This window comes from Nostoc sp., assembly GCF_036916975.1.
Classification (GTDB): Bacteria; Cyanobacteriota; Cyanobacteriia; order Cyanobacteriales; family Nostocaceae; genus Nostoc.
In genome coordinates, this window is sequence record NZ_JBALFF010000032.1 from 43,752 (window position 1) to 67,498 (window position 23,747).

Consider the following 23,747-nt stretch of genomic DNA (forward strand, 5'->3'; position numbering starts at 1 on the left):
TGCCTCCTTAGCAATCCTCCAAAATCAGGTTATAGATACAAAGCTGACTTTCAAAATTTACGAATTACGAATTACGAATTACGAATTACGAATTACATGGGTATACCACTGCGCGTATTACTTGTTGAGGATTCAGAAGATGACGCTTTGTTGATGCTGCGTGAACTGCAACGTGGTGGCTATCAAGTAAACTTTGAACGGATTGATACACCCACAGCCATGAAAGCTGCGATCGCACGGCAAACATGGGATATCGTCATCTGCGATTATTCCATGCCCGCCTTTAGCGCCCCTGCTGCATTGAAGCAAGTTAAGGAAAGTGGACTTGACTTGCCATTTATTATTGTATCAGGCACTATTGGTGAAGATACCGCAGTAGCTGCTATGAAAGGTGGCGCCCATGACTACATCATTAAAGGCAATTTAGCACGACTTATCCCTGCTGTTGCCCGCGAGTTGCGTGAGGCACTAGTGAGGCGAGAGCGTAAACAAGCAGAGGAGCAGATTAAAGCATCGCTTCAAGAAAAAGAGGTGCTATTAAAAGAAATTCATCACCGAGTAAAAAATAATTTGCAGATTATTTCTAGTCTGCTCAACTTGCAAGCAGAGTATCTCAAGGACAATCAAGCCCTTGAGGTATTTAAAGATAGCCAGAACCGGATTGAATCAATGGCTTTGATCCACGAAAAACTATATCAATCTCAAGACTTGGCAAAAATTAATTTTGCTGACTATATCCAAGATTTAGTAACTAATTTATTTTATTCATACAACGTTAATTCCAGCGATATTACCTTAAAAATGAACGTTGAGGAGGTTTTTCTAGCTATTGATGCGGCTATTCCTTGCGGCTTGATTATCAATGAACTTATTTCAAATTCCTTAAAACATGCCTTTCCCCAAAGAAAACCGGGAGAAATTTGTATTGACATTTGCTCCATAGAAGCAAATTTTTTGACACTTACTATCAGTGATAATGGGATCGGGTTTGCCGAAGATTTTGACTTTAAAGCTACAGAATCATTAGGTTTGCGATTAGTTAAAGGTCTAACACATCAGCTACAAGGCAATATCAATTTTATCAGTTATAACGGAGTAGAGTATAAAATTATATTCCCGACTAAAAAAGTCTAAACTTATAAGTTTAACGAAATCATGCATCCAGCAAATATATTAATTGTTGAAGATGAAATGATCGTAGCAATGGATATACAAAGTCGGCTACGAAAATTTGGTTACACTGTTTTGGGGCTTGCCGATTCGGGAGAAGAAGCAATCAAAAAAGCAGCAGATAATTCTATAGATTTAGTTCTAATGGATATTCACCTCAAAGGAAAGATGGACGGTGTGGAGGCTGCTGAGATAATTTATAATATTTTTAAAATTCCAGTAATATATCTTACTGCTAATGCAGATGAATCAACATTGAACCGAGCAAAAAATACAGAACCGTTTGGCTACATTCTCAAGCCTTTCAAAGAAAAGGAATTAAAGTTCACTATTGAAATCACGCTTTCCAAACATCGAACTGAAAAAAAATTAAAACAGAACGAACAATGGCTGACTGCTGTACTTAAAAGTATTGGAGATGCTGTAATTACTAGTGACGAATCTGGAACTGTAACTTTTATGAACCCGATGGCAGAGGAACTGACGGGTTGGAATTATTCTGATGCGCTTGGTAAAGAAGCAACAGAAATATTTAATATAGCTCATGAAGAAACTCGGATAATGATTGAAAGTCCGATCAGGCAAGTTCTTCAGTCTGGCCTCCCTGCCGGTTTACCAGAGCAGACAATACTTATTACTAAAAACGGTAGAGAAATCCCAATTGATGATAGCGTCGCAGCAATTAAAGATGACAACGGTAACATCACAGGTGCAGTTTGCGTTTTTCAGGATATCACTGAGCGTAAGCAGATATTGGAGGCACTAGCGCGTCGCCAGCAAGAATTCAAAGCACTAGTTGAAAATGCACCTGATATTATTTCCAGATTTAACACTCAATTGCGCTACGTTTATGTTAATCCAGTTATTGAAAAGGTTACAGCAATATCAGCCGAAAGATTTATTGGCAAAACAAACGTAGAGTTAAATATGCCAGAAGAATTTTGCCGGATATGCGATCGCAAGCTTGGGCAAGTTTTTCAAACTAAGCAAGAAACCGAGTTTGAATGCAGTTTAGCGATCGCTCAAGAAACAAAACATTACCATACCCGTCTTGTTCCTGAATTGGCTAGCGACGGCTCAGTATGTTTTGTTTTGAGTATTTCTCGCAACATAACTGCTCTAAAACTTGCAGAAGCGCAATTAATTTATGAAGCTTTTCACGATGTCCTGACCGGTCTGCCAAACCGCGCTTTATTTATGGAACGGCTAGAACGGTCGTTAATGCTGACAAAACGACGTGCGGAATATACATTTGCTGTTCTGTTTCTAGACCTAGATCGCTTCAAAGTTGTCAACGACAGTCTCGGCCACATGATTGGCGATCAACTACTAACTGCCCTTGCTCGCAGACTGGAGAACTGCGTGCGTGCTGGAGACACAGTTGCCCGTCTAGGGGGAGATGAGTTTACAATTTTGCTTGAGGATCTCAACAACATCAATGACGTAACTGGCGTAGTGGAGCGGATACACGAAGCTCTGACATCTGCCTTCAAACTCAGTGGATATGAGGTATTTACCACCGTCAGCATTGGCATCGCCCTAAATAGGGGTAGTTACAACCATCCAGAAGAACTCCTGCGCGATGCTGACATTGCAATGTATCGCGCTAAGACATTGGGTAAGGCACGCCATGAGATATTTGACTCAACCATGTACAGGCAAATAACAAAATTATTAGAGTTAGAGATGGATTTACGGCGGGCAGTTGAACGCCAAGAGTTTCAGGTTTACTACCAGCCAATTGTGTTGTTAGAAACTTACAAAATTATTGGTTTTGAGGCTCTTGTTCGCTGGCAGCACCCACAACAGGGATTAGTTCCTCCAAACAACTTTATTCCACTAGCAGAAGAAACTGGGTTGATTATCCCTATTGGTTATTGGGTACTTAGCGAAGCTTGTCGCCAGATGCGGGCTTGGCAAATACAATTTCCTAGTGACCCACCTTTGACAATCAGTGTAAATCTTTCTACTAAACAGTTCTCACAGCCCGGGCTAATTGAGAAAATTACCCAAATTATGCAAGAGACTGGTCTGGAAGGTAATAATTTAAAGCTGGAAATAACCGAAAGCGTACTGATGGAAAATATTCAATCAGCAGCTTTTATGCTTTTGCAACTGCAACAGATGAATATCCAATTACACTTAGATGATTTTGGCATAGGCTATTCATCCTTGAGTTACCTGCACCGCTTTCCAAGTAATGCCTTGAAGATTGATCGTTCTTTTGTTACTAAAATTGGTGCTAACGGAGAAAACTTGGAAATTGTCCAAGCGATCATCACCCTAGCCCAGAGTCTAAATATAGATGTAATCGCAGAGGGCGTAGAAACTGTAGAGCAACTGGCACTACTTAGAGCCATGAAATGCAAGTACGCACAGGGATATTTGTTCTCCCAACCCCTGGAGAGCAAGTCGATAGAGACATTAATTGCATCTGGCATTCAGCCAAGACAAGGATAGCGTTAGGGAGTTCAAAATAAAAAAATATCCCATTTTAATTCGTAATTCGTAATTCGTAATAGAGCCTCTGGCACGCTCCTCGGTTTTCATGGCCTTTTGGGCTGTACGTAAATTTTGTTTTGTAATGGGGATTTAACCCCAATCGCATTACTTGCTTTTTTTTATTGAACCGGGGGACTTCAACCCACGGACAGCAGTTAAATGAGAGAGGTTTTTAGTATGCTCACGATCGCAACATCTTCAAAGTGTCTAAATCTGTGATTGTGATTGTTTTGCCATCAGACGCAACACTGACAATAATTTTGCTGTTAGGGCTGAGTACAGTATTACGAACTAGTCCATGAATATCTGTAATGTCTTTATTATTTATCCAGTCCCAAAAATGGGCTTCACAACAACTATCAAGAATAACTGTTTTAGCATCGGGGGTGAGAATTAATTTGTATATTGAACTAGAATACCCTTGTAATGCTTTTAATAGTTTAAATGTCTGAGCATCCCAAACTTTTACCATCCAAATATTGCTCGGAATCTCACCTTGAGTTATTAGACGATCTGTTCCACCAGTTACTAATAATTTGCCATCTGTACTAACAGCGATCGCATCGATTTCAGCAGAATTAGCAGCTAGTTTATCTACAAAAAATTGACGCTCTAAATGCCAAATCTGGAGCGTGCTAAATAAGCCGATATAGATAGTTTTACTATCTTGACTAATAGCTAAAGACAGAACATTATTACCACCAGTATTAAGAGTGTGTTGAAGTTTACCCAGGTGTAAATCCCAAACTTTTACCACTGGATCATTCCAACTCCCACTAACTAACTTTTGACCATCAGAACTAATTCTTAATGCTATGATATTTCCCAAGTGACCAGGAGAAAGGATTTTTTTAATTGTGCCATTTTTATAATTCCATGCTTGAATTATACCTTTTGATGTTCCAATAACTAAAGTTTCTTTGTCTGGACTCACTACCAAAGATTGAATTTTACCAGAGCCAGAAGGCAAGCTGATAGTTTTTTCCAGGCTTTGATTGCTCAAATTCCAAATTGTGATAGTTTCGTTTTCGTTACCACTAATTAGGGTTTGATTATCGGATGCGATCGCTAATACGCGGATCTGTTCTTGCCCTAATAAAGTTTTCCCAACCTGTTTATTACTAGGATTTGCTATTTGACTTTGTTGCTTGAGTTCAGCATACATTTGAGGTAGTCGGAAGACTGGCGCAATCATGAATGCTATAAGTAGCTCGGCTACAATTTGAATCAAAATTTTCTTGATATTACGTAGTGTTTTAACTTTTGTTTTTTGATGATTAGTTGATGACACACTGTAATGAGAATTAATTAAGTCTATGATTTGAGGCAGTTGTGTAATTAAGTTTTTAGCTGCCTGCTGTGTAAGTTTAAGAGGTATTGGATTAGTCAGTTGGATAATTTTTAATTCAAACGGTAGTCTATTGCGATTAACTGGTGTAAAACCCAATCCACAATAAAACTGCCTATTTTGAGGTGGGCAATTGAAGTATAAAGGTAGTGCTATTTGGCGGCTGAGACGAGCTAACAACAACTTACTAAAATTGTCTACCTGCTCCTGTGGTTCAACATACAAATTGTATAGTATAGAACACTCTGCTTGTTGAGAAAAGTGAATATAGCCGATCGCACGACCATTTTGTTCAATAATCCACTCTTGCCATCTGACAGAAAACCACATCAAAATCATCAGTTCTAAATACAACCAGGCAGCTATAGTAATTCCTAAAAATTGAATACCCAAAAAATAAAAATCAAAGTTAGCTAACCATGTTTTGCCAAATATTGCTCTGAGACTGCCAAAAATTACGCTCAATAAAACAAAAGCACTGCTTGATACGAAGGCGATTAAGCTAAAAACATAAAGTCGAGAGTTTCTAAATTGCTTTCTGTGCCAAAAGGTTGTGTAAAAATGGAATTGTTCTTCTAAATTTTGGAATGGGCGAATTAAAATCCCAGATGGTAATACATTAGTTGATGGCTCGTTTTTGATAGGTATTGGTTTCCCCAATAAACCCATACAGGGTATTTTAGAAAACCGCAGTTCTTTAGGCACTTGCTCTTTGAGAAGCGCAACAAAGCCAAATTTAGCGTAAAAAGATTGCAGTTGAGGAACACAGATAAGATAGACTGGTTGCCCAATATTATTTAAACAACTCCAGAGTAGATATGAACCAACACCCCGCGATCGGTGTTGTGAAGTAATATAAAGTGGAGAAAGTATAGTGTAGTTCGAGCGTTGTAAAAATATTGCCCATCCAACAATTTGCTGTTGATATTCAGCTACCCACACGGTACGATTGGCAGATTGTGATGCTAATAACCTGGGGATTAGATGCTTAAGTGTAACTACAATTAAAAATGCAGTAATAATTGCAGATACTATTACCAAGATAAACGACCAATTAACTTTTTTAATGATGGGATAATATATTGCAAATCTTCAAAAAAGATATTATCTGGTAATTTTCCATATTCAAACAAATAGGCTTTATGAATGATAGATAATTTATTTAGCCAAGCTTCCAGAAGTAAACGGATGCTAATAACTAGCAACAAGAAAGCTATAGCAACAATCCAAAATGAAGCATTGAAGTTGTACGATTGGATATCTTGTAAAGTGCCACGCCGTAATGAGTAACCCGACGGTGGCTGGTAAGATTCAACAGGTGGTTCTCCAGATAAGGACATTGATTAATGACGCTTTGAGTAAAGTGAAAGCATAAACACTACTTTGTTAATGCTCCTAGCTTTTCACGCCGCTTAAATTATCGAGAACCGCAATTACACTGAAAACTAAGCTTTAGTCGTTGAGCGATAAGTAGCTCAACCTTATTAGGACTTACGCAAAATGACCAAAAAACGAACCGCAGAGGACGCAGAGAACACAGAGGAATAAGAGTTTGAGAGAGTTTTTGCGTAAGTCCTGCTTATATAGCACCTTTGGCTCGTTCCTGTGTCAAGCTATCAATAGCATCACCCAAGGCAGTAGTAAGGCTATTGCGGGTTTGAGCGTGGTTATCCTGCTCAGTTTTCAAAGCTTGCAAGAGGCGATCGCGTTCTTTGATTAGGGCGATGAGTTTAGCTTGCAATTCCTCTATAGATTTTAGTTGTTCAATTTCTTGTTGGATCGCTGTTACTGGTGTTTCAGCAGCCCGTGTCTCGATCTCAAGACAAGAGAGTTTATGCAAATCTGCCTTGAGAGATGCGATCGCCTGTTGGGACAATTGGGCATCTGTGCGCCGTTGTTCTGCTTCTGTGTTGTAAAGCTGACGCCATTTTTGGGCGCTTTCCCAACCAGCATTGCGATCGCTCTGAAGTGCCGCCATCTGCTCTTTGAGTGTCTGGATTTCTGTCAACCACTGTTGTGTTAAATCTTGATTCATAAATAATTTGTCATTTGTCATTTGTTTTCTTCCCGTCCCTCCCCTACTCCCTACTAGGTATTATTGCGGTAAAAAGATAAATGCGATCGCTACGCAAAATTTGGCACAGTAGTTAATAAAGCTAACTAGTTTTAACTCTAAGTCATGCCAAAGCCTCGTTTTTTCCGCTTCTTTCGCCACCTCAATTGGCGCACGCTCAAAAAAACTTTTGCTAGGACAATCGAAAGACGACTTTTTGGACTCGCCTCGGAAATTGCTTTCAATGCTATGTTATCGCTGTTTCCGGCAATACTTGCTGTAGTCACAGCCATTGGCTTATTGGCAGAATCTTTACAAGCTACCTTTAAACAGTTGGCGGCACAACTTAGTCAAGTCCTACCAGAACAAGCTCTCGACTTGATACGTAATTTTGCCACTACAGAAATTACTAACTCCAAAAACAGTAGTTTATTTTCTCTGAGCTTTGTATTAGCAATTTGGACTGCTTCTGGGGCGGTGAGTACCGCGATGACTGCCTTCGACCAAATCCATCAAATTCCTTCAGAAAACATCCGTCCCTTTTGGAAAGCCAAGCTCATCTCTATTGCGTTGACAGTTGGGACAATGTTGCTTTTAGTGTTGGCTTCTTTCTTAGTGTTTACTAGCGATCTACTGCTGGAAATGGTAGTGCGCGGAAATGGTTCTTTGATTTTCTTGTTGCATCTTTGGCAGCTTTTACGTTGGCCTTTAGCTTTAAGTATTGTTGCTATCGCCTTTAGCTTTGTCTATCGCTATGGTCCAAGCCAGTGGAACTCAGGCACGCCAATGATGCCTGGAGCAATTTTAGCAGCTGTTTTCTGGGCGATATTATCTGCTCTATTTCGGCTTTATGTGGCGAATTTTGGCAATTATAATAAAGTCTATGGCGCAGTAGGGGCTGTGATAGTTTTAATGCTTTGGCTGTCGATGAGTGCTGCGGTTCTGTTAATCGGCGATCAGTTGAACGTGACTGTCGGCGAAGATATGCGCCAAAAGCACAGTCAGAATCTCGTGAAAAATATTAAATTGTAAATATCGTTATAAATCCCTGAGAAATTTTTTGCAAAAGTTGAGTAGGGGAGTAAAATGTCTAACGATTCAAGACAAACTTAGCGATCGCCTTCATGCCTGATTCTCCTTTTCGATTTTCGATGATTGAACCTGATGCCAAAGCACCCACCTTGAAGCGCTTGCGTCAGTTAAGTCGGCTGCTAGATAATGTTATTACCATTCCTGGTACGAAGATTGGTGTTGGTCTAGATCCAATTGTAGGACTTATACCTATTGGTGGTGATTTTTTGGGAGTCATGTTTTCTAGCTACATCATCCTAGAAGCAGCGCGGCTGGGTGTATCTAGAGCTACTTTAAGCAAAATGGTTCTAAATGTGATCGTTGATGGCTTAGTAGGCGCTGTCCCAATTTTGGGAGACTTTTTTGATTTTGCCTGGACAGCTAACACTTATAATATCAAGCTATTAGAAGATTACTTAAAGTTTCCTAGCCAGCAAAAGAGTGCAGACAGGTGGTTTATCTTTGGCGTTTTGGTAGGATTGTTGCTGATTGCGATTGTTTTAGTAGCATTACCAGTGATACTAGTTAGAATGCTGTGGAATGCCTTAACTGGCGGTTAAATTATTTATTGATAATCGAATGAAAGATTGGTGGCAAGCTACTTTTCCTAAAGGGCGGCAAAGTCTAATTATTACTGATGCTAAAGGGTATCCTGTACAAATTGCTTATGGCGAAATAGGTAGAGGTAAACCGCTAATTTTATTACATGGTATGGGTAGTTGGAGCTATAATTGGCGCCATAGTATAGCACCATTATCTAAACATTTTCGGGTAATTTGTTTTGATGCCAAATGTTTTGGTTTTTCCGAAAAACCATTGTCTCGTAGAGAAGACAACGGTCATCAAGTTATTGAATTTAAAAGAGTTATTGAGGCATTATGCGATGAACCCGCAGTGATTGTGGCTGAATCTCTGGGGGGATTGGTTGCCCTTGCCCTTGCTCAACAAAATCCGCAGTTAATCGGGCGACTTGTAGTCGTAAACGTACCTATTTTTGCCGAACGTCTACCCCATTGGGTTATGTGGTTACTTGCCCAAACGCCCTTGGAAATAATACAAACAATTGATTCTTTGCGTCTGGCATATTTGTTTGCGCCTCTATTTAGAGAAATTATGGCGATAGAAAGACGTAGAGTATTATTTGATCCATCAATTTTGACACAGGAAGATGTTTATTGGATAACTTACCCGTTTATTGAGCTACCTGGTACAGTTGCAAAAGTCGCCGAAGAGTTACAAATAGCAGCGCGAGAAATTGAGAATTGGCAAGAAAATAAGCCAAATATGCTTACCAAAATTCAAAATAACCTGAGTGCAATTAAGTGTCCTACACTAGTTTTGTGGGGTGAGCGAGATAGTTGGTTTCCTGTTAGTCATGGTGAAAAATTGCATCAGCATATCCCCAATTCTAAATTACAAATTTTGTCTAACTGCTATCATGATGCCTCAACTGGTGCTTTTGAAGTGTTGAATGCAGCGATTATTGAGTTTTTACGAGAGACTCATTTCTAAAGATAGTTCATTTTTTGATGAGGGCATCCCAAATATATAAAATTCCCTCACAATTTGGCGCGTTTGTTCCAACAATATTACGAATTATGAATTAGGTTACCAAGCGTTGCCGAGGTAGGAATTACGAATTAAATAAAAAGAGAGTGGGAGGAAGCATATCAGTCAGCTTTCAAACTCCCACTCAGCCATTTGCTGCTGAAGTGAACAGGAATGTATACGGACGTTGCCCTTATTTGGGGCTAATGCGTACTTCAACAACAACGCCCATACGCATTTAATATTCCTGTTGCAGCAAATGTCAAACCTGATTAAGTAAGTGGGTCAAATTAAATATAAAACCTCACCCTCAATCCGGCTTCCCTCTCCTTATTAAGGAGAGGGATTGAGGGTGAGGTTTAATCTTATATTTAATTATGCCTACCTGATTATTAATATTTATCTGCTGAGAAAAATACTCTGCAAATAATTGGTAGAGATAGTTTTTTGTTTTTGCAAATCACTTAGTAGATAGTGTTTTCCAAAAGGAATTTTTACGTGGTAGTCCCTGATAACAAAACCCTTGAAGTCGTTTATCTTTGTACAATTTAACTTGGTTAATTAGAATCAGGTTGCCATTTTGGCAGGTTTTTAAATTTCCAAATTGCTCACCTGTTGCAGCACCATCGGCTTCTCTTGCTTTTCTGGTGGATAACCATATTTCCATAGCAGGTGCTTGGCTAATCGCAGGGCTATTTCATTCTAAAATGTGACGTTTATCAAAGTCCCTCTCCCAGACTTGGGAGAGGGATTTAGGGTGAGGGCAAAAACTACGGTTCTCAACTTAAATCGCGTTTAAATTCTTATTTTTCTGAAAAAGATTCCTAAAAACTGCCGTAAAAATAGAATGAAATAGCCCTGATTCACTATGCGTAACGTTGAAACACTACTGAAAGATTATTTGCTGGCATTTGGTAAATCTGTTTCAAGGTGAGATTTTGTGCGTTAGCTACTGCTACAACATCATCCAAGTTACGCACACCCCACTGTTGGTTTTCGGCTTGTAAATATTCGTCAAAAGCTGCATTACTCGATGCTGTATGTTCTCCTCCTTGTTTGAATGGGCCATACAAATAGAGGATACCTCCTGCTTTTAAAATACGACCTGCCCCTGCCATTAAGCCCAGACAGGCTGACCAAGGTGAAATGTGAATCATATTGATGTTGACGATGGCAACAATTGGCTTCCTAGAGAGCCAATCAAATTCACCATTCTCCACTGCCCAAACTGGTTCTCTTACATCAAGATATTGGGGTGCATAAATGTTATCACATACATTGTGTTCAGTCCATGCAATAATACTCGCTCGTAATTGTGGATTTACATCTGTTGGTAGCCACAGAAAATCCCTCAGCCGGGACGCAAAAAAGACTGCGTGTTCACCAGTACCGCTTGCTATTTCTAAAATAGTGCCACTCTTCGGCAACTCTTGTAAAAGTACTTCTAGAATTGGTTCACGGTTACGCTCGGTTGCTGGTGCATATTGTCGTGCGTCTTGTGCTGTCATCTGTATCCTTATATTTTATAATTAATATGAATATGAATATGAAACAATGCATCTCACTTTCATCTCAAACAAAGAACTCTACATACTTGTTTTTGACTTCAATAATTTCCTCTTTGAGTTTGCTGCCCTCGATTTTTACCTCTAATCAAAACTTATCTAATTATGCCAGAATTTGTTTACACAACCAAAAATGAGATTTAGTAGTTTTAGAATTTTTACATCCAGGTTTAATTGCTTAGTATGCCAACCAAAATATTAATTAATTCAGTTAATTCTTCTGGGACTCGATATAATTTGAAGTCTTCAGTTATCTGTTTTTCTTGGCGTTTATAAGTAGCAAATCGCCAATCCTCACCAGTAGTTACTGCTCCATAAAGAATTGGTGTATCTGAATTTATCCATTGATCTAGTGCAATTAATTCTACTGCTAATTGTATAAAACCCCTACTTAAGTCTGCTTGTTTAGCTTCAATCACTAACAATCCCTTACCTTTATCAATGTAGTAATCTAAGTTACCTTTGAGTTGGTCGCTGACGCTAATGGGATACTCAATATTCAATTGGGTTTGCGTGATTTCACAAACTTCTAGTAGTATGGGTGCGATAATTGCTTGCTTACGTGCATCTTCACTCAGTAGTTTGACACGTCGGAGATTCCGTTCAATGGTTCGCTGCAATTCTGGGACTTGATTGGGGATAGATAGCGATCGCGGTAATTCTAACCGTTCACGTTCGTAGTTACAACCCAATTCAGCTAGAATATCCCCTGGAGAAAAAGGTAGTTCAAAATATTTACTAAATGTATAACTTTGACCAGGTTGAATAATTCGAGGTCGATTCATAAATTTTGGCTATGACTAAATAAATACAAAACTCAAGTCAGCTTTCCTTTGATTCAACAATTAATATCACTTATTGTTCACTGCGAAGTGGTATTATATACTGCCCAAAAGCTTTGTCCCTTAGATACTCACTCAAGTTACGGCTATAATTATAAGCAAAAAATGTTACTAGTAAATTCTTTGCTGACCAATTATTCCTTAATGGTACAGAGCAACTAAATTCATTTATGGATAGATAAATTTTAAACTTTGCTTGGTTCAGAGCTACCGGATAAATCCTGGGGCATTAATTGCGAATTGCGAATTGCGAATTGCGAATTGCGAATTGCGAATTGCGAATTGGTTTGACTGGGTATTCCTGATAAACGATTCTTGGGCGATAGTATAACTGTAGATTCTTTCAATTCTCTCATCTACTATGCCAAAACAGTCTATAGGTCTCGATCCTCAACTCTATAATTACCTTTTATCCGTTTCGCTGCGGGAGCCGGAGATTCTTTTGAAGTTGCGCCAAGAAACCGCCAGCCATCCCAGAAGCACAATGCAGATTTCACCAGAACAAGGGCAGTTTATGAGACTTTTGGTGCAACTCATTGGAGCGAAGAAAACCCTTGAAGTTGGTGTATTTACGGGTTATAGCTCACTTTCTGTAGCTTTAGCACTACCGGCTGATGGGAAGATAATCGCTGCTGATGTGAGTGAAGAATTTACTGCGATCGCCCGGCGGTATTGGCAAGAAGCCGGGGTTGCCGATAAAATCGATCTACGATTAGCACCAGGTTTAGAAACTTTAGATCACTTGTTGGCAACTGGGCAAGCCGAGACATTTGATTTTGCTTTTATTGATGCTGATAAAGAAAATTATGATGGATATTATGAGCGATCGCTGCAATTACTGCGTCCAGGTGGATTGATTGCTATTGATAATGTTTTGTGGTCAGGACAAGTTGCTGACTTGCAAAATCAAGATGAAAGCACCCAAGCTATCCGGGCGCTCAACGAGAAGTTATATCATGACGAACGGGTAACGCTCTCCCTTGTCCCCATCGCTGATGGGCTTACTTTAGCCATCAAGCGACCTTAATACACTATAGCTGTCTCAATTTTTTTTAATACACTAAGGTAGCACAGATGTGCTACCTTAATGCATGTTTTACTTTTATTTACTTAGAAGTTGTAGCCAACTCCAAATAGTAGCCCTACATCAGTGTCATCCAGAAAAGCAGCATTTACAGCACCTGTCACCGTAAATCGAGAACCAACAGGAAGGTCTACACCACCAGTTAGCAGTAATCCAATATCAGTATTAGCATTAGCTTCAATTGCTACACCAGCACCCAGATAAGGAGATATAGCAAGGCTTCTTGCGCCCACCGAACCTGCTGTGCGGGGAGAAAAATCCAAAGTCAAGGGAACCATAAACAGTGTATTATCCCCAAATATCACCGATGGTCGCACTGATATATTGCGTGTCAGACCAACTTTGCTGATCACTGCAAAGTTACCATCGCTCAGAGCTGCATCGTTGCCAATCAAACCAATGTTACCAGCAACTCCTATATAGCTAGGGCCACCAAGAGTAGTTCTACCTGGCTTTACCTGAGGTGTTGTAGCATTTGTGGTTCCTGTTCCTGGTTGATTTAACTGACTAATGTTAACATCAGGCGGGACGAGGACTTGATTAATTGCATAGATAACACCATTGCTAGCTTTCACATCCGCCTGGATAACTCTGGCATTATTCACCGTGAGTTGATTACTAGAGCGATCGATTTTAATATTTACAGGGCTTTGTTCAGAGGTTTTCAAGTCTCCAGCCGACAGTTGACTAGAAGTGACTGCACCTGGAACGACATGGTATGACAAAATCTTAATCAATGCATCTCTGTTTTCTGGTTGCTGTAACTGCTGTAAGGTTGCAGCAGGTAAAGCAGCAAATGCTTGATCGGTGGGAGCGAATACTGTATAAGGACCAGCCTGTTGAAGAATATCTGCTAAACCTGATGTCCTTAATAAAGAAGTCAGAGTGGTAAAAGAACTACTGGATGCAGTAAGAGAAACAATATCTGTAGCGGTTTTAGTTCCACCGACAATATATTGACTAGCTGGAAGATTGCTTGCAATGGGTTGCACTCTTCCGGTTTTAGCCAAAGCTTGATATAAGAGTGCCGCAGCTTCAGCACGAGTCAGGGGCTGTTGCGGATTGAGTTGTTTTAAATCTGGATAATTAACAACAATATTAGATTGTGTTGCTGCTGTCACACTAGCAACAGCATAGTTCGGGATAGCTGAGGCATCGGTGTAGTAAGTGCTAAGATCGCTACTGGTTCCAGTGCTGTTAGCAGTTAAACCCAAACCATTGCTTACAGCAACGAGCGCCTGTACCTTCGGTATTTGTTCATTTGGTCTAAACACGTTCCCAGGATAACCTGCTAAAAATCCAGTTTCGTAGGCGTTCTGAATTGCAGAAGCCGCCCAATAGCCAGCAGTAACATCCTTAAATCCACCTGCGCTTAATTGCCGAACTCGATTTTGGTTAGGGAAAGCTTTTTGAATTAAAGCGGCAAACTCAGCACGAGTCACGCCTTGATTTGGCCTAAAGCTGCCATCAGGAAAGCCAGCGATCACGTTATTGTCAGCTAGGGCTTGAATGAAGGGACGCGCCCAATAATCTGACGAAACATCAGTCAAGTTGACTGTTGAAGTAGGCGATGGTGTTGTAGGTGATTGGGTGTCAGGTGATTGTGTTGCAGGCGATGGTGTCGTAGATGGAACAGTATTTTGAGATAAAGCTGGGGTAGAAATTACGATAGGAGTTATTGTTGCAGCTGTCATTCCCAAAACTACTAAAGAAACCCTTGCTGATGGCCAACGAAAAAAACTAAACATGGAAATATCCTCTATCTAAATGTTCACCACACATAGTACAAAATTCCTATTTGGTTCTTGAAGAACCGCATATAACACTAATAAACATAAGCAAGGATATTGTGCTATATGATATCTTGCAAAAATAAAGATGCTTACATGCAAGTAGGCGATTTTATAAATAATAAAATCGCAGCCAAGCACTAGTATAATTAGCTTTTAATAGCCGTCTCTTTATAATTGCAGAAGAGGGTTAATGCCGTCAAGCAACATGCATCATTATCTTTAGCAACATTTAAGAAATAAAATTTGTCCTGGCGATATACTGTATTAAATTATTAATCTTTAAGTAAAATTATACAACTAACTAATGGCTGGATTTCGATGAAGAAGTTTCACTCTTTAGATAGTTGTCTGTGATGGTAAAATTTTAAATATTTGATTGAAAATTAGCGATCGCAATCAAAAATTTTGGAATTAAAGAAAATAATGTTGCAGTTTTCTGCATTGACAGCATGTTTCCCTTTTATGGAAAAATCACAACATCAATAGTATAAACACTTAAATCAAAGGGGCTTAGTGATATGTCTCTAAATATCAACGACGTATTTGATGCTAATTTCTATCGGGCTGCCAATTCCGACTTAGCTGGTTTTATCGTAACCTACAATTATGCTTAACCCAAGCGTATTGTGTTATACTCTGGATTTAACCTTAAGTTGACACCAATCATAGATGTGCTACTCTACCAATCAAAATTTTAATTAATAATTGATAATTCATAACTTCTGTCTTCTGGTACTAGTAGCTTTCCATCTTTAGTTAGCTTCAGTTGTTGCCCCCGCCACTCTATATTGTTACCAATAAAGCCAAAACACCAAATAGCAAAGCTTAACAAGTCGCACCCAGGAACGAGCCAGAGAAATTTTTTGACTGTTGGATCTTTCAAACTAATAGTACCAACGACCCAAGCCATCACTAATCTTGTTACCCAACAGATACATAATGCTACCCATCCCAGTATTGAACCATCGGTGGCAATCAGCAGCAGCAAGCTGGTGACGACACCATAGGTAAAAATTAGTCCTAGATAACCCCAAGGACGAGAAACTCTTTTACAACGCGCCCAACGAATCTGGCGTTTGATGACCTGAGCTAAATTGTTGCTTATCTGTACGTGTTCAACTATGTAGTCGGAAAGCACAACCTTGTAACCTGCTTGCACAGGTAGATAGCCAAGTTGGAAATCATCTGCTAGATAATCAGCGATCGCTTCAAATCCACCAATAGCTTCTAGTACTTTTTTCGGGATGACAATGGTGGAACCAAAGGCGTATTTTATACCATTTGCCGGGATGTTGCTGACTAAAACCCCAGCATGAAACTCAGTAGTAGTAGTAATAGCCTCTAATGTTGATATCCATCCTTGAGTTAACGATCGATACATACAAGTAACTACACCCACGCTTTTGTCTTGCAATGGCTGGATAACTCTTTGCAAATAGTCACTTCCAACTCGGATGTCACTATCAGCAAGGACTAGAATTTCGTATTTAGCTTTGTCTGCGGCATTTGCCAAGTTGCTAACTTTCAGGTTTGTACCGATGAGGCGATCGCTTACAATCAACAAAATATCCAAATCTGAAAAATTGTGGATGATTTTCTCTACAACCTCTATGCAAGGGTCTTGAGAATTTCGTACACCAAAAATGATTTGATACTTTGGATAATCCTGCTGACAAAATGAGGCTAGGTTTTCATAACTATCACTATCAAGCCCACAAATAGGTTTCAGGATACTAACAGGTGGATGAAATTCTCGATCAATTGGCTGGGGAACACCAAAAAAAGTGATTGCTGCATAAATAGCACAGCAATAAAACAAAACAGATGTTATGCACAAAATTATAAAAAAATCAATAATAATCATGTGAATATTTGTTAAAAAAGTAGATGCAAGCATGGCCGATGAATTACTAAATTAGATGAGTTTACCCTGATTACTTTATGCCAGAACTCGCAAATTTTAGTCGAGCTAGATAATCTTTTTCTGACTGAGCTTGCTGATTTCTGTAATCACACCATCAATTCCATGATTGCCATAAATAATTAGCAACCGTTCGGCAGACAAGTAACTTAGCACAGGATTGCGAAATTGTAATATGTATTTTGTATCCATAGGATTGTAGCCGAACTGAGGAGCGATCGCTCTCAATTGTTCTTGAACAATAGCAACAGCCGGAATTGATAAAACAAAATCTGCATCTGACAGGTTATGGAAGGCATACTCGGCCAGTAAGTTAGTTTGTGATGAATTTGCTTGTGGAGAGAAGTTGCCAAGTTGACGTACCCTCGGCAGACGCAGATTGTTTTGCTTTGATATAAATAAATATCCTTGGGCTACGGGGTCAATTTCAGCCATAATCGCAGCAGTACGTAACCAGTTAACTACCTTGTACTCGTTACCGAGAGTCGGAGCCGAGTGGGCGGAAGCTTGAGTAATCACAAACTCAGGGGATAACTTTCGCTTCATCGCTTCTGCCAAACTGATGATGTGATGACTACCAGTTTTAGAATCGCCCGACGCACCATAATTGTCTGTTTTACCATTTCCACCGAAGTTTAATTCCTCGAACTCAGTCCCTGAAGCGTTCCACTGAAAGACGATTGACTTAGCCCAGTCATGCCAAATCGGTGCTGCAATTAATAGGTCGTTACTGATATAAATATCTGAATCTACTTTATTTTCACTATCTGGATTGACAATTGGTAAACCATTACTGTTTTTTTGGCCATATATTAGCCGATAGTTACTTGCAAAGCTCAAATTACTAATATTATTAAATGCTTCATGTATTGGTAGTCCTCCGGGATAAGCATGGTGACTGTTATTTCCACTTCCAGGTGCAGAGAAAAAAGACTGGGGAAGTTGGGGGCAGACACTACCATCATTGCTAACTGGTGGGAAAATTCCAGCTATTAGTCCACCTGGAAAGGTCATATCGTCGGCAGCATCTACCAAGCCGACTTTCAGCAATTGCTGTACAATCTCTTGCTTTTTGCGATCGCTTAACCCATATCTATGCATGATACAGGTTTTGGGATTATCAATTGCATCAAGTGTGGCTTTTCTCAGTTTGACATCTTTTATTTTCTCTGTCTGGTTTACCAAAAAATTTTTCGCTGATTGCACCAATGGCGATTTTTCAGCAAGCCTAATCGCTTCAGTATTACCCGCTCCCAATACCTGTTGGTTGGTGTTATTGCTCATAAGAGCATATCCTTTGGGTTTGCCTTGTCCCTCCTCTGCTCGTAGAGGTGTGATTAACAATAATAAGCTCAAGCATAAACTTATTAATAATAGAAGATGAGATGATTTCATGCAGATTATCAGCCTTTAGTTACAAAAGATTAATCCTCTATTGCAGTTGCGTCTAGAAAATTTACTTTCTAGACGCAACTGCAACTATATTTAGGTGTAAATTGGCCCATGTGAATCGGAACTACGAATGGGAAATTCTACGAATCCCACTGGATGATGAGTAAAATGCAGCACCGATAAACCGGGATTATCCTCCGTGGCATAAGCTTGAGCAGCATCTATATATTCACCCTGCATCCGCGTTAGTTCTCCTGCGATAAATGGTACAGGATCTACTAACCCTTCATTATCGCCGAAGCGAATAGCCACAAAAATTTCATTGCTCACTTCCAGTCCTTCTGGAAATCCCTCAGTATGCTCTACCTGAATATTGCTTAAAATTAAATGCTGATGATTCGCACCATGATGATTTTCTGGAGCCGGAAACAATTTTTCAATCTTCCCAACTACTCGAATTAGTGGTGCGCCCAAAGAATGCTTGAAACGATGATGATTTAGAGAAGTTGTTGCTTTGGTAAATTTGCTCATAATACACTACTTTTCAGAGTTGAAAAATTTTACTAGACACTTTTCAGTCAATCATAAAGCAAGGCTTTCAAAAGTATACATAAGATCAAATTTACAAATCTTCTAAAGCAAAGTATAGCCGGTTGGAAATGTTTCAGTAGCAGTTATAGCCGGATCGGGCAGCATCTTTGGTGCAAGCGATTGTAGCTAGCTTGCACAAAGTTTAACCTCATCTTAATGTTGACTTAAATTATAAAACTGTGTTGAGCAGTATTAATGAATGTTACATATTGCCCAACATGGATAATATTATATGGAGTTGTTTGGAGAGTCCATAACAGTAGGTACTGTTTTCTTTCTAGTGTTGGCGGTGGGACTGGCGCTTTTTTTTGAAGCGATCAACGGTTTTCACGATACGGCTAACGCAGTTGCTACAGTCATCTACACTCACTCGTTAAAACCATCCTATGCTGTCGTCTGGTCGGGGGTTTGGAACCTGATTGGGGTGATGCTCTCAGCAGGGACAGTCGCTTTTGGCATTGTGGCGTTGCTGCCAGTTGAGTTGGTAATTAATGTTGGTTCGGGGCCTAGCTACGCGATGGTCTTTTCTCTTCTGATTTCAGCGATCATTTGGAACTTCGGAACCTGGTTTTTGGGATTACCAAATTCGAGTACCCACGCCTTGGTCGGTGCGATTATGGGAGTTGGTTTAGCGCATTCAGTAATCTCGTCAGGCCATAGTTTAAGCCAGGGCATTAACTGGGAGCAAGTCAAGCAAGTTTTCATCTCTCTGCTGATTTCGCCAATTATCGGATTCTGCGCCGCAGGATTGCTACTATTAGTAGCCAAGGCGCTACTCAAAAAGCCACAGTTGTACGAGCCAGCAGATCAAAAGAAAGCACCGCCACCTTGGATCAGAGGTTTATTAATCCTGACCTGTACTAGCGTCAGCTTTGCTCATGGTTCAAATGACGGGCAAAAAGGAATGGGTCTTCTCGTGCTGATCTTGGTCGGCATCCTACCAGGTATATTTTCCCTAAACTTGAATACCAATGCCGCGGACATCGCTCAGTTAGCTGCTGCATCAAGCTCTGTGATGCCAGTCATCGAACACCACGCGCCCAGAATTTCCCTAAGTAATCAAGATGCAACCAATGAGTTGACAAACTTCCTTGGGGAGCAAGGCAAAGCTAGCGACAAAACCTTTGCAGCAGTATCTAACAAGAGTCAGGAGATGGCAAATAGCCTCTCTGGAAAGACGAGTTTCAAAGCTTTTGCTAGTAACGATCGCCGCGTACTACGCAGCAATATGTATTTTATCTCATCAGCAATTGGAAAGCTGAATAAGCAGAACCAGTTGACTGATCCTCAAGAAAAGCAGGCGCTTGTAAACTACCAGAAACTGTTAGATGGACAGACCAAGTTCATTCCCAATTTTGTGAAAACAGCCGTCGCCCTCGCACTAGGTATTGGCACAATGGTTGGTTGGAAACGTGTCGTTGTAACAGTAGGTGAAAAGATTGGTAAACAGCACCTTTCCTATGGTCAGGGCGCTGCTGCTGAGATAGTGGCAGCCGTAACAATTGGTACTCTTGATCGGTTTGGGCTACCAGTTAGTACCACACACGTATTGTCGTCTGGTGTGGCAGGCACAATGGCGGTCAATGGTTCTGGTCTACAAGCGAATACGATCCGCAACATCATACTCGCGTGGGTGCTGACGCTGCCAGCTTGCACGCTGCTTGGTGCTGCGATCTTCTCTGCGGCTTTTTATCTCGTCCTGCATTCGGGCTTCGGCGTGTGATACACCCCCGTAAGCGCATCTCAAACCCTATTGACATAATGATTTGAGCAAAGGGCGATCGCACTTCAATTGTCAGGGCAGGGTACGTTGGGATAGAAAATGGTGATTGGTAATTTCAAAGCCGTTACTAAGGAGCGCTTCGCGTACCTTACCACTTAACAAGGCAGCAAGTTCTGCTTCACCTGTCGCTAGTTCTCCTTTTAAAGGATCGTCATGAATTGCGTTGGCGTTCGCGTAGCCTCTCCAAGAGTTGCCCGCCTTCGGCATCGCTGGATGAGAGTAAATCTCCACTAAGTTTGCCTGGATTTGGGGTATCAACCCAAGTAAATATTCCTCTGTCATACCTCCAGTTTGCAATAACCCGTAAACTCTTTCGGTAAAGTTAATACCTTGGGAGTCTAGCAACTTTTCACCATAGCTGCGTAGTCTACCAAATACTCCTGACCAAACTAGCTTTGTCAGTAGATGACTGCGATTAACTCTCAAAGTCATCCTTAGTTCTTCACTGGGAAGACGAATTACTTTAATATCAAACTCTGGTGCCAAGTCAACTAAAATACGCAAGACTACCGGATGTATATGCAAATGCAAATGTCCATCAACGTGAGAAAGAGACAAACCAGTTGAACGATATTTTTCCAACTGAGCGCGAATTTCTTGACGCAGTTCTTGATGGGTTTCCTTAACAAATTGGTAGCGCAATCCAGCAAAAAATGGACTGTTGGAAAAGTTACCTTGTTTGTCAACTAAATGGGGAATTTGCTCTGGCGGTAGCACAGAACGACCACATATCAACACAAGATGTAGACCAACAGCCAAATTTGGGTGGGCGTTTGCCAAAGTGACAGCCTCTTTTGCAGCATCAGCGCTCACCATCAGACTGGTACTAGTTAGCACTCCTTGTTTGTGTGCTTTGATAATTGCTTGATTAACTGCTTCAGAGAAACCAAAGTCATCACCATTGATGATGGCGAATCGCTGTGCTTGCATAAGTTTTGTATTTTTAAGGTTCCGATAATTGAGCTATTGAGTGAGATTGACGATAAGCTGTTCCACATTTAGGGACTTCCAAATAAAAAAATATCCCAAAACTGATGCAAAAATCTTCTCTATTTCTCCTCTCTGCGTTCTCTGCGTCTCTGTGGTTCGTTAATTGGGATAATTTATTTCTTGGAAGTCCCTTAACTTGCATAATTAGGGCGCTCATGTTGCCCACCCCACAATAGTTATATTAATTTTGAATATGCAAACTAGATGTGGTTTAGCTTATCACGATCCAAAATCTAAAATTCTAAGCTAATTGGCGGTCAAATTGCATAATCAGGGCGCTCATGTTGCCCACCCCACAAGGTATTGAAAAAATTTTATATGCAAATTAGATGTGTTTTTGCTTATTAAACCTTATCTAATTGAGAACCGTAGTTTTCACCCTCTCCCTAAATCCCTCTCCCAAATTTGGGAGAGGGAGTTTGAAATTCTGGCTCCCCGAATTCCAGATTTGGGATTCGGGTTTGGGGGATGAGGGCAAATCCTTTTCATCATTGAAGAACTATAGGTTTCAAGATAGATATGGTTTATGTCAATTGCTCCAAAATGAACAACCAAATACTAATTAACAACTACTGATTGGGCTTTAGCAGTTGCTTGGGTGCGACGATCTTTCAAATAAGAGAAAAATTCCCGCCCTTCACGCAGACGGCGTACTAACATTTGGGGATCGGTGAGCATTTCACCAACAATTGGGATAATCGCTCTCGGACGGAAATAAAACTTACGATACATTTTCTCAACTGCATCCTCAATCTCAGCACTGGAGAGATTTGGATATTGCAGTGTAGACATTTGAATTCCTGAACTAGCAACTAAAGAATTGTTGCTAAACCAATTATTTTCTTGTGCTTGACGATAAAGTTCTGTTCCGGGATAGGGGGCTGCGATGGAAACCTGAATTGTATGGGGACTAATATCGCAAGCAAAGCGGACTGTTTCTTCGATTGTTTTTTGGGTTTCGTCGGGTAAACCAATGATAAATGTGCCGTGTACGGTAATGCCAAGTTTATGGCAATTTTCCATAAACTTCCGCGCTACTTCCAGCTTGATTCCTTTTTTAATCCCATCTAGAATTTGCTGATTGCCAGATTCAAATCCTACTAATAATAGGCGTAAGCCATTATCGCGTAGTTGTTTGAGCGTGTCATAGTCTAGATTGGCCCGGGCGTTGCAACTCCAAGTTAGTTTGAGTCGTTGCATGTGTTCGCTAATTGCGATCGCTCGATGTTTGTCAATAGTGAAGGTGTCGTCATCAAACATATATTCTCGCACCTTGTCACCGAAAATCGCTTTAGCTTCTTCCATCTCGCGCCCAACTGCTGCTGGGCTTTTTGTGCGGTATAAGTGTCCACCAATTGTTTGCGGCCAAAGGCAGAAGGTACATTTTGCTGGACAGCCTCGCCCAGTGTAAAAGGAAATGTATGGATGCAGCAAGTAGCCGATAAAGTATTTACTGATATCCAAATCACGGTGATAAATCGGCAATACGCTGGGCATAGAATCCCAATCGTGAATCAAGGGGCGGTCTTGATTATGATGGATATTACCCTGGCGATCGCGGTAGCTTAAACCTGTGATTTCTTCCCAAGATTTAGATAAAGCTAGCTCTTTGCAGGTATAGTCGAATTCGTGACGACACACAAAGTCAATGATTGGATTTTCAGCTAGCGTCTGCTCTGGTAAGATTGCTACGTGCGCTCCAATTAAACCAATCTGGACATTCGGGTTTTGAGCTTTGATTGTCTCGGCACACTTCACATCATTAGGCAGCGAAGGCGTGCTGGTGTGCATAATAATTAGTTCGTAATCTTGAGCAATTTCGATTACATCTTCTACTGTTTGCTCGTGTGGGGCTGCATCCACAAGCCTGCTACCAGGCACAAGGGCTGCGGGTTGCGCTAGCCATGTAGGATACCAGAAGGAAGTAATTTCGCGCTTGGCTTGGTATCTCGAACCTGCACCGCCATCAAACCCATCGAAGGAAGGAGGGCTGAGAAACAAAGTTTTTTTCACAGGTAGATTTTTTTTTGGAGGTTTTAACTAATACTTTTTTAGGATAAGACCTAAAGGGCAACAGATGCGATCGCACTTCTA

Annotated in this window: 19 protein-coding genes; 7 read left to right on the forward strand and 12 right to left on the reverse strand. The window is 40.5% G+C overall.

Annotated elements, in window-relative coordinates; all coding sequences use genetic code 11:
• Positions 1-96 precede the first annotated feature (96 nt).
• Positions 97-1,134, forward strand: a complete 1,038-nt coding sequence (locus V7K73_RS06380) for a sensor histidine kinase (RefSeq protein ID WP_334878185.1) — start codon at positions 97-99, stop codon at positions 1,132-1,134.
• A gap of 21 nt (positions 1,135-1,155) precedes the next feature.
• Positions 1,156-3,630 (forward strand): two-component system response regulator, encoded by a 2,475-nt coding sequence (locus V7K73_RS06385; protein WP_334878187.1) that lies wholly within the window; start codon positions 1,156-1,158, stop codon positions 3,628-3,630.
• A 223-nt stretch (positions 3,631-3,853) separates the two neighbouring features.
• Here V7K73_RS06385 and V7K73_RS06390 read toward each other — a convergent pair whose 3' ends face one another.
• From V7K73_RS06390 to V7K73_RS06400, 3 genes are all read right to left on the reverse strand, one after another.
• Positions 3,854-6,061, reverse strand: coding sequence for a GNAT family N-acetyltransferase (locus V7K73_RS06390; RefSeq protein ID WP_334878189.1), 2,208 nt, complete (start codon positions 6,059-6,061; stop codon positions 3,854-3,856).
• Positions 6,055-6,360, reverse strand: a complete 306-nt coding sequence (locus tag V7K73_RS06395; RefSeq protein ID WP_334878191.1) for a hypothetical protein — start codon at positions 6,358-6,360, stop codon at positions 6,055-6,057. The genes V7K73_RS06390 and V7K73_RS06395 overlap by 7 nt, the downstream gene beginning before the upstream one ends.
• Positions 6,361-6,599: 239 nt before the next feature.
• Entirely contained in the window at positions 6,600-7,055 is a 456-nt protein-coding gene (locus V7K73_RS06400; protein ID WP_334878193.1) for a hypothetical protein, read from the reverse strand.
• A 144-nt stretch (positions 7,056-7,199) separates the two neighbouring features.
• On the opposite strand from V7K73_RS06400, the gene V7K73_RS06405 reads away from it, so the two are divergent.
• The 3 genes from V7K73_RS06405 to V7K73_RS06415 all read left to right on the forward strand — a co-directional run bounded on the left by V7K73_RS06405 (position 7,200) and on the right by V7K73_RS06415 (position 9,656).
• Positions 7,200-8,105 carry a YihY/virulence factor BrkB family protein gene (locus V7K73_RS06405; RefSeq protein WP_334878194.1) on the forward strand — a complete coding sequence of 302 codons (906 nt, stop codon included), beginning with the start codon at positions 7,200-7,202 and terminating at the stop codon, positions 8,103-8,105.
• Positions 8,106-8,197: 92 nt separating this feature from the next.
• Positions 8,198-8,704 (forward strand): DUF4112 domain-containing protein, encoded by a 507-nt coding sequence (locus V7K73_RS06410; RefSeq protein WP_334878195.1) that lies wholly within the window; start codon positions 8,198-8,200, stop codon positions 8,702-8,704.
• Between the two features lie 19 nt (positions 8,705-8,723).
• A complete protein-coding gene (locus tag V7K73_RS06415; RefSeq protein ID WP_334878197.1) occupies positions 8,724-9,656 on the forward strand; it encodes an alpha/beta fold hydrolase in 933 nt (310 codons plus the stop codon).
• A 496-nt stretch (positions 9,657-10,152) separates the two neighbouring features.
• Here the strand turns inward: V7K73_RS06415 and V7K73_RS06420 are convergent, their stop codons facing one another.
• The 3 genes from V7K73_RS06420 to V7K73_RS06430 form a co-directional block, all read right to left on the reverse strand.
• Positions 10,153-10,359, reverse strand: coding sequence for a hypothetical protein (locus V7K73_RS06420; RefSeq protein ID WP_334878199.1), 207 nt, complete (start codon positions 10,357-10,359; stop codon positions 10,153-10,155).
• 199 nt (positions 10,360-10,558) lie between these two features.
• A complete protein-coding gene (locus tag V7K73_RS06425) occupies positions 10,559-11,200 on the reverse strand; it encodes a DUF938 domain-containing protein (protein ID WP_334878201.1) in 642 nt (213 codons plus the stop codon).
• Positions 11,201-11,427: 227 nt separating this feature from the next.
• Entirely contained in the window at positions 11,428-12,042 is a 615-nt protein-coding gene (locus V7K73_RS06430) for a hypothetical protein (protein WP_334878203.1), read from the reverse strand.
• Between the two features lie 418 nt (positions 12,043-12,460).
• On the opposite strand from V7K73_RS06430, the gene V7K73_RS06435 reads away from it, so the two are divergent.
• Positions 12,461-13,126 carry a class I SAM-dependent methyltransferase gene (locus V7K73_RS06435; RefSeq protein ID WP_334878205.1) on the forward strand — a complete coding sequence of 222 codons (666 nt, stop codon included), beginning with the start codon at positions 12,461-12,463 and terminating at the stop codon, positions 13,124-13,126.
• Between the two features lie 83 nt (positions 13,127-13,209).
• Here the strand turns inward: V7K73_RS06435 and V7K73_RS06440 are convergent, their stop codons facing one another.
• From V7K73_RS06440 to V7K73_RS06455, 4 genes are all read right to left on the reverse strand, one after another.
• On the reverse strand, positions 13,210-14,931 hold the full coding sequence (locus V7K73_RS06440) for a fasciclin domain-containing protein (protein ID WP_334878207.1): 1,722 nt from the start codon (positions 14,929-14,931) through the stop codon (positions 13,210-13,212).
• A 739-nt stretch (positions 14,932-15,670) separates the two neighbouring features.
• The gene (hpnI, locus tag V7K73_RS06445; protein WP_334878209.1) at positions 15,671-16,873 is read right to left on the reverse strand and encodes a bacteriohopanetetrol glucosamine biosynthesis glycosyltransferase HpnI; all 1,203 of its coding nucleotides are present in this window, start codon (positions 16,871-16,873) and stop codon (positions 15,671-15,673) included.
• A 72-nt stretch (positions 16,874-16,945) separates the two neighbouring features.
• Positions 16,946-18,181, reverse strand: coding sequence for a hypothetical protein (locus tag V7K73_RS06450; RefSeq protein ID WP_334878211.1), 1,236 nt, complete (start codon positions 18,179-18,181; stop codon positions 16,946-16,948).
• A gap of 201 nt (positions 18,182-18,382) precedes the next feature.
• Positions 18,383-18,820 (reverse strand): hypothetical protein, encoded by a 438-nt coding sequence (locus tag V7K73_RS06455; RefSeq protein WP_334878213.1) that lies wholly within the window; start codon positions 18,818-18,820, stop codon positions 18,383-18,385.
• A 292-nt stretch (positions 18,821-19,112) separates the two neighbouring features.
• Between V7K73_RS06455 and V7K73_RS06460 the strand changes: the two genes are divergently transcribed.
• A complete protein-coding gene (locus tag V7K73_RS06460; RefSeq protein WP_334878215.1) occupies positions 19,113-20,603 on the forward strand; it encodes an inorganic phosphate transporter in 1,491 nt (496 codons plus the stop codon).
• Between the two features lie 72 nt (positions 20,604-20,675).
• On the opposite strand, the gene hpnK is transcribed toward V7K73_RS06460, so the two are convergent.
• Positions 20,676-21,593, reverse strand: coding sequence for a hopanoid biosynthesis-associated protein HpnK (hpnK, locus tag V7K73_RS06465; RefSeq protein ID WP_334878217.1), 918 nt, complete (start codon positions 21,591-21,593; stop codon positions 20,676-20,678).
• A 618-nt stretch (positions 21,594-22,211) separates the two neighbouring features.
• Complete coding sequence (gene hpnJ / locus V7K73_RS06470) at positions 22,212-23,666, reverse strand: hopanoid biosynthesis associated radical SAM protein HpnJ (protein ID WP_334878219.1); 1,455 nt, start codon at positions 23,664-23,666, stop codon at positions 22,212-22,214.
• Positions 23,667-23,747: the final 81 nt, after the last annotated feature.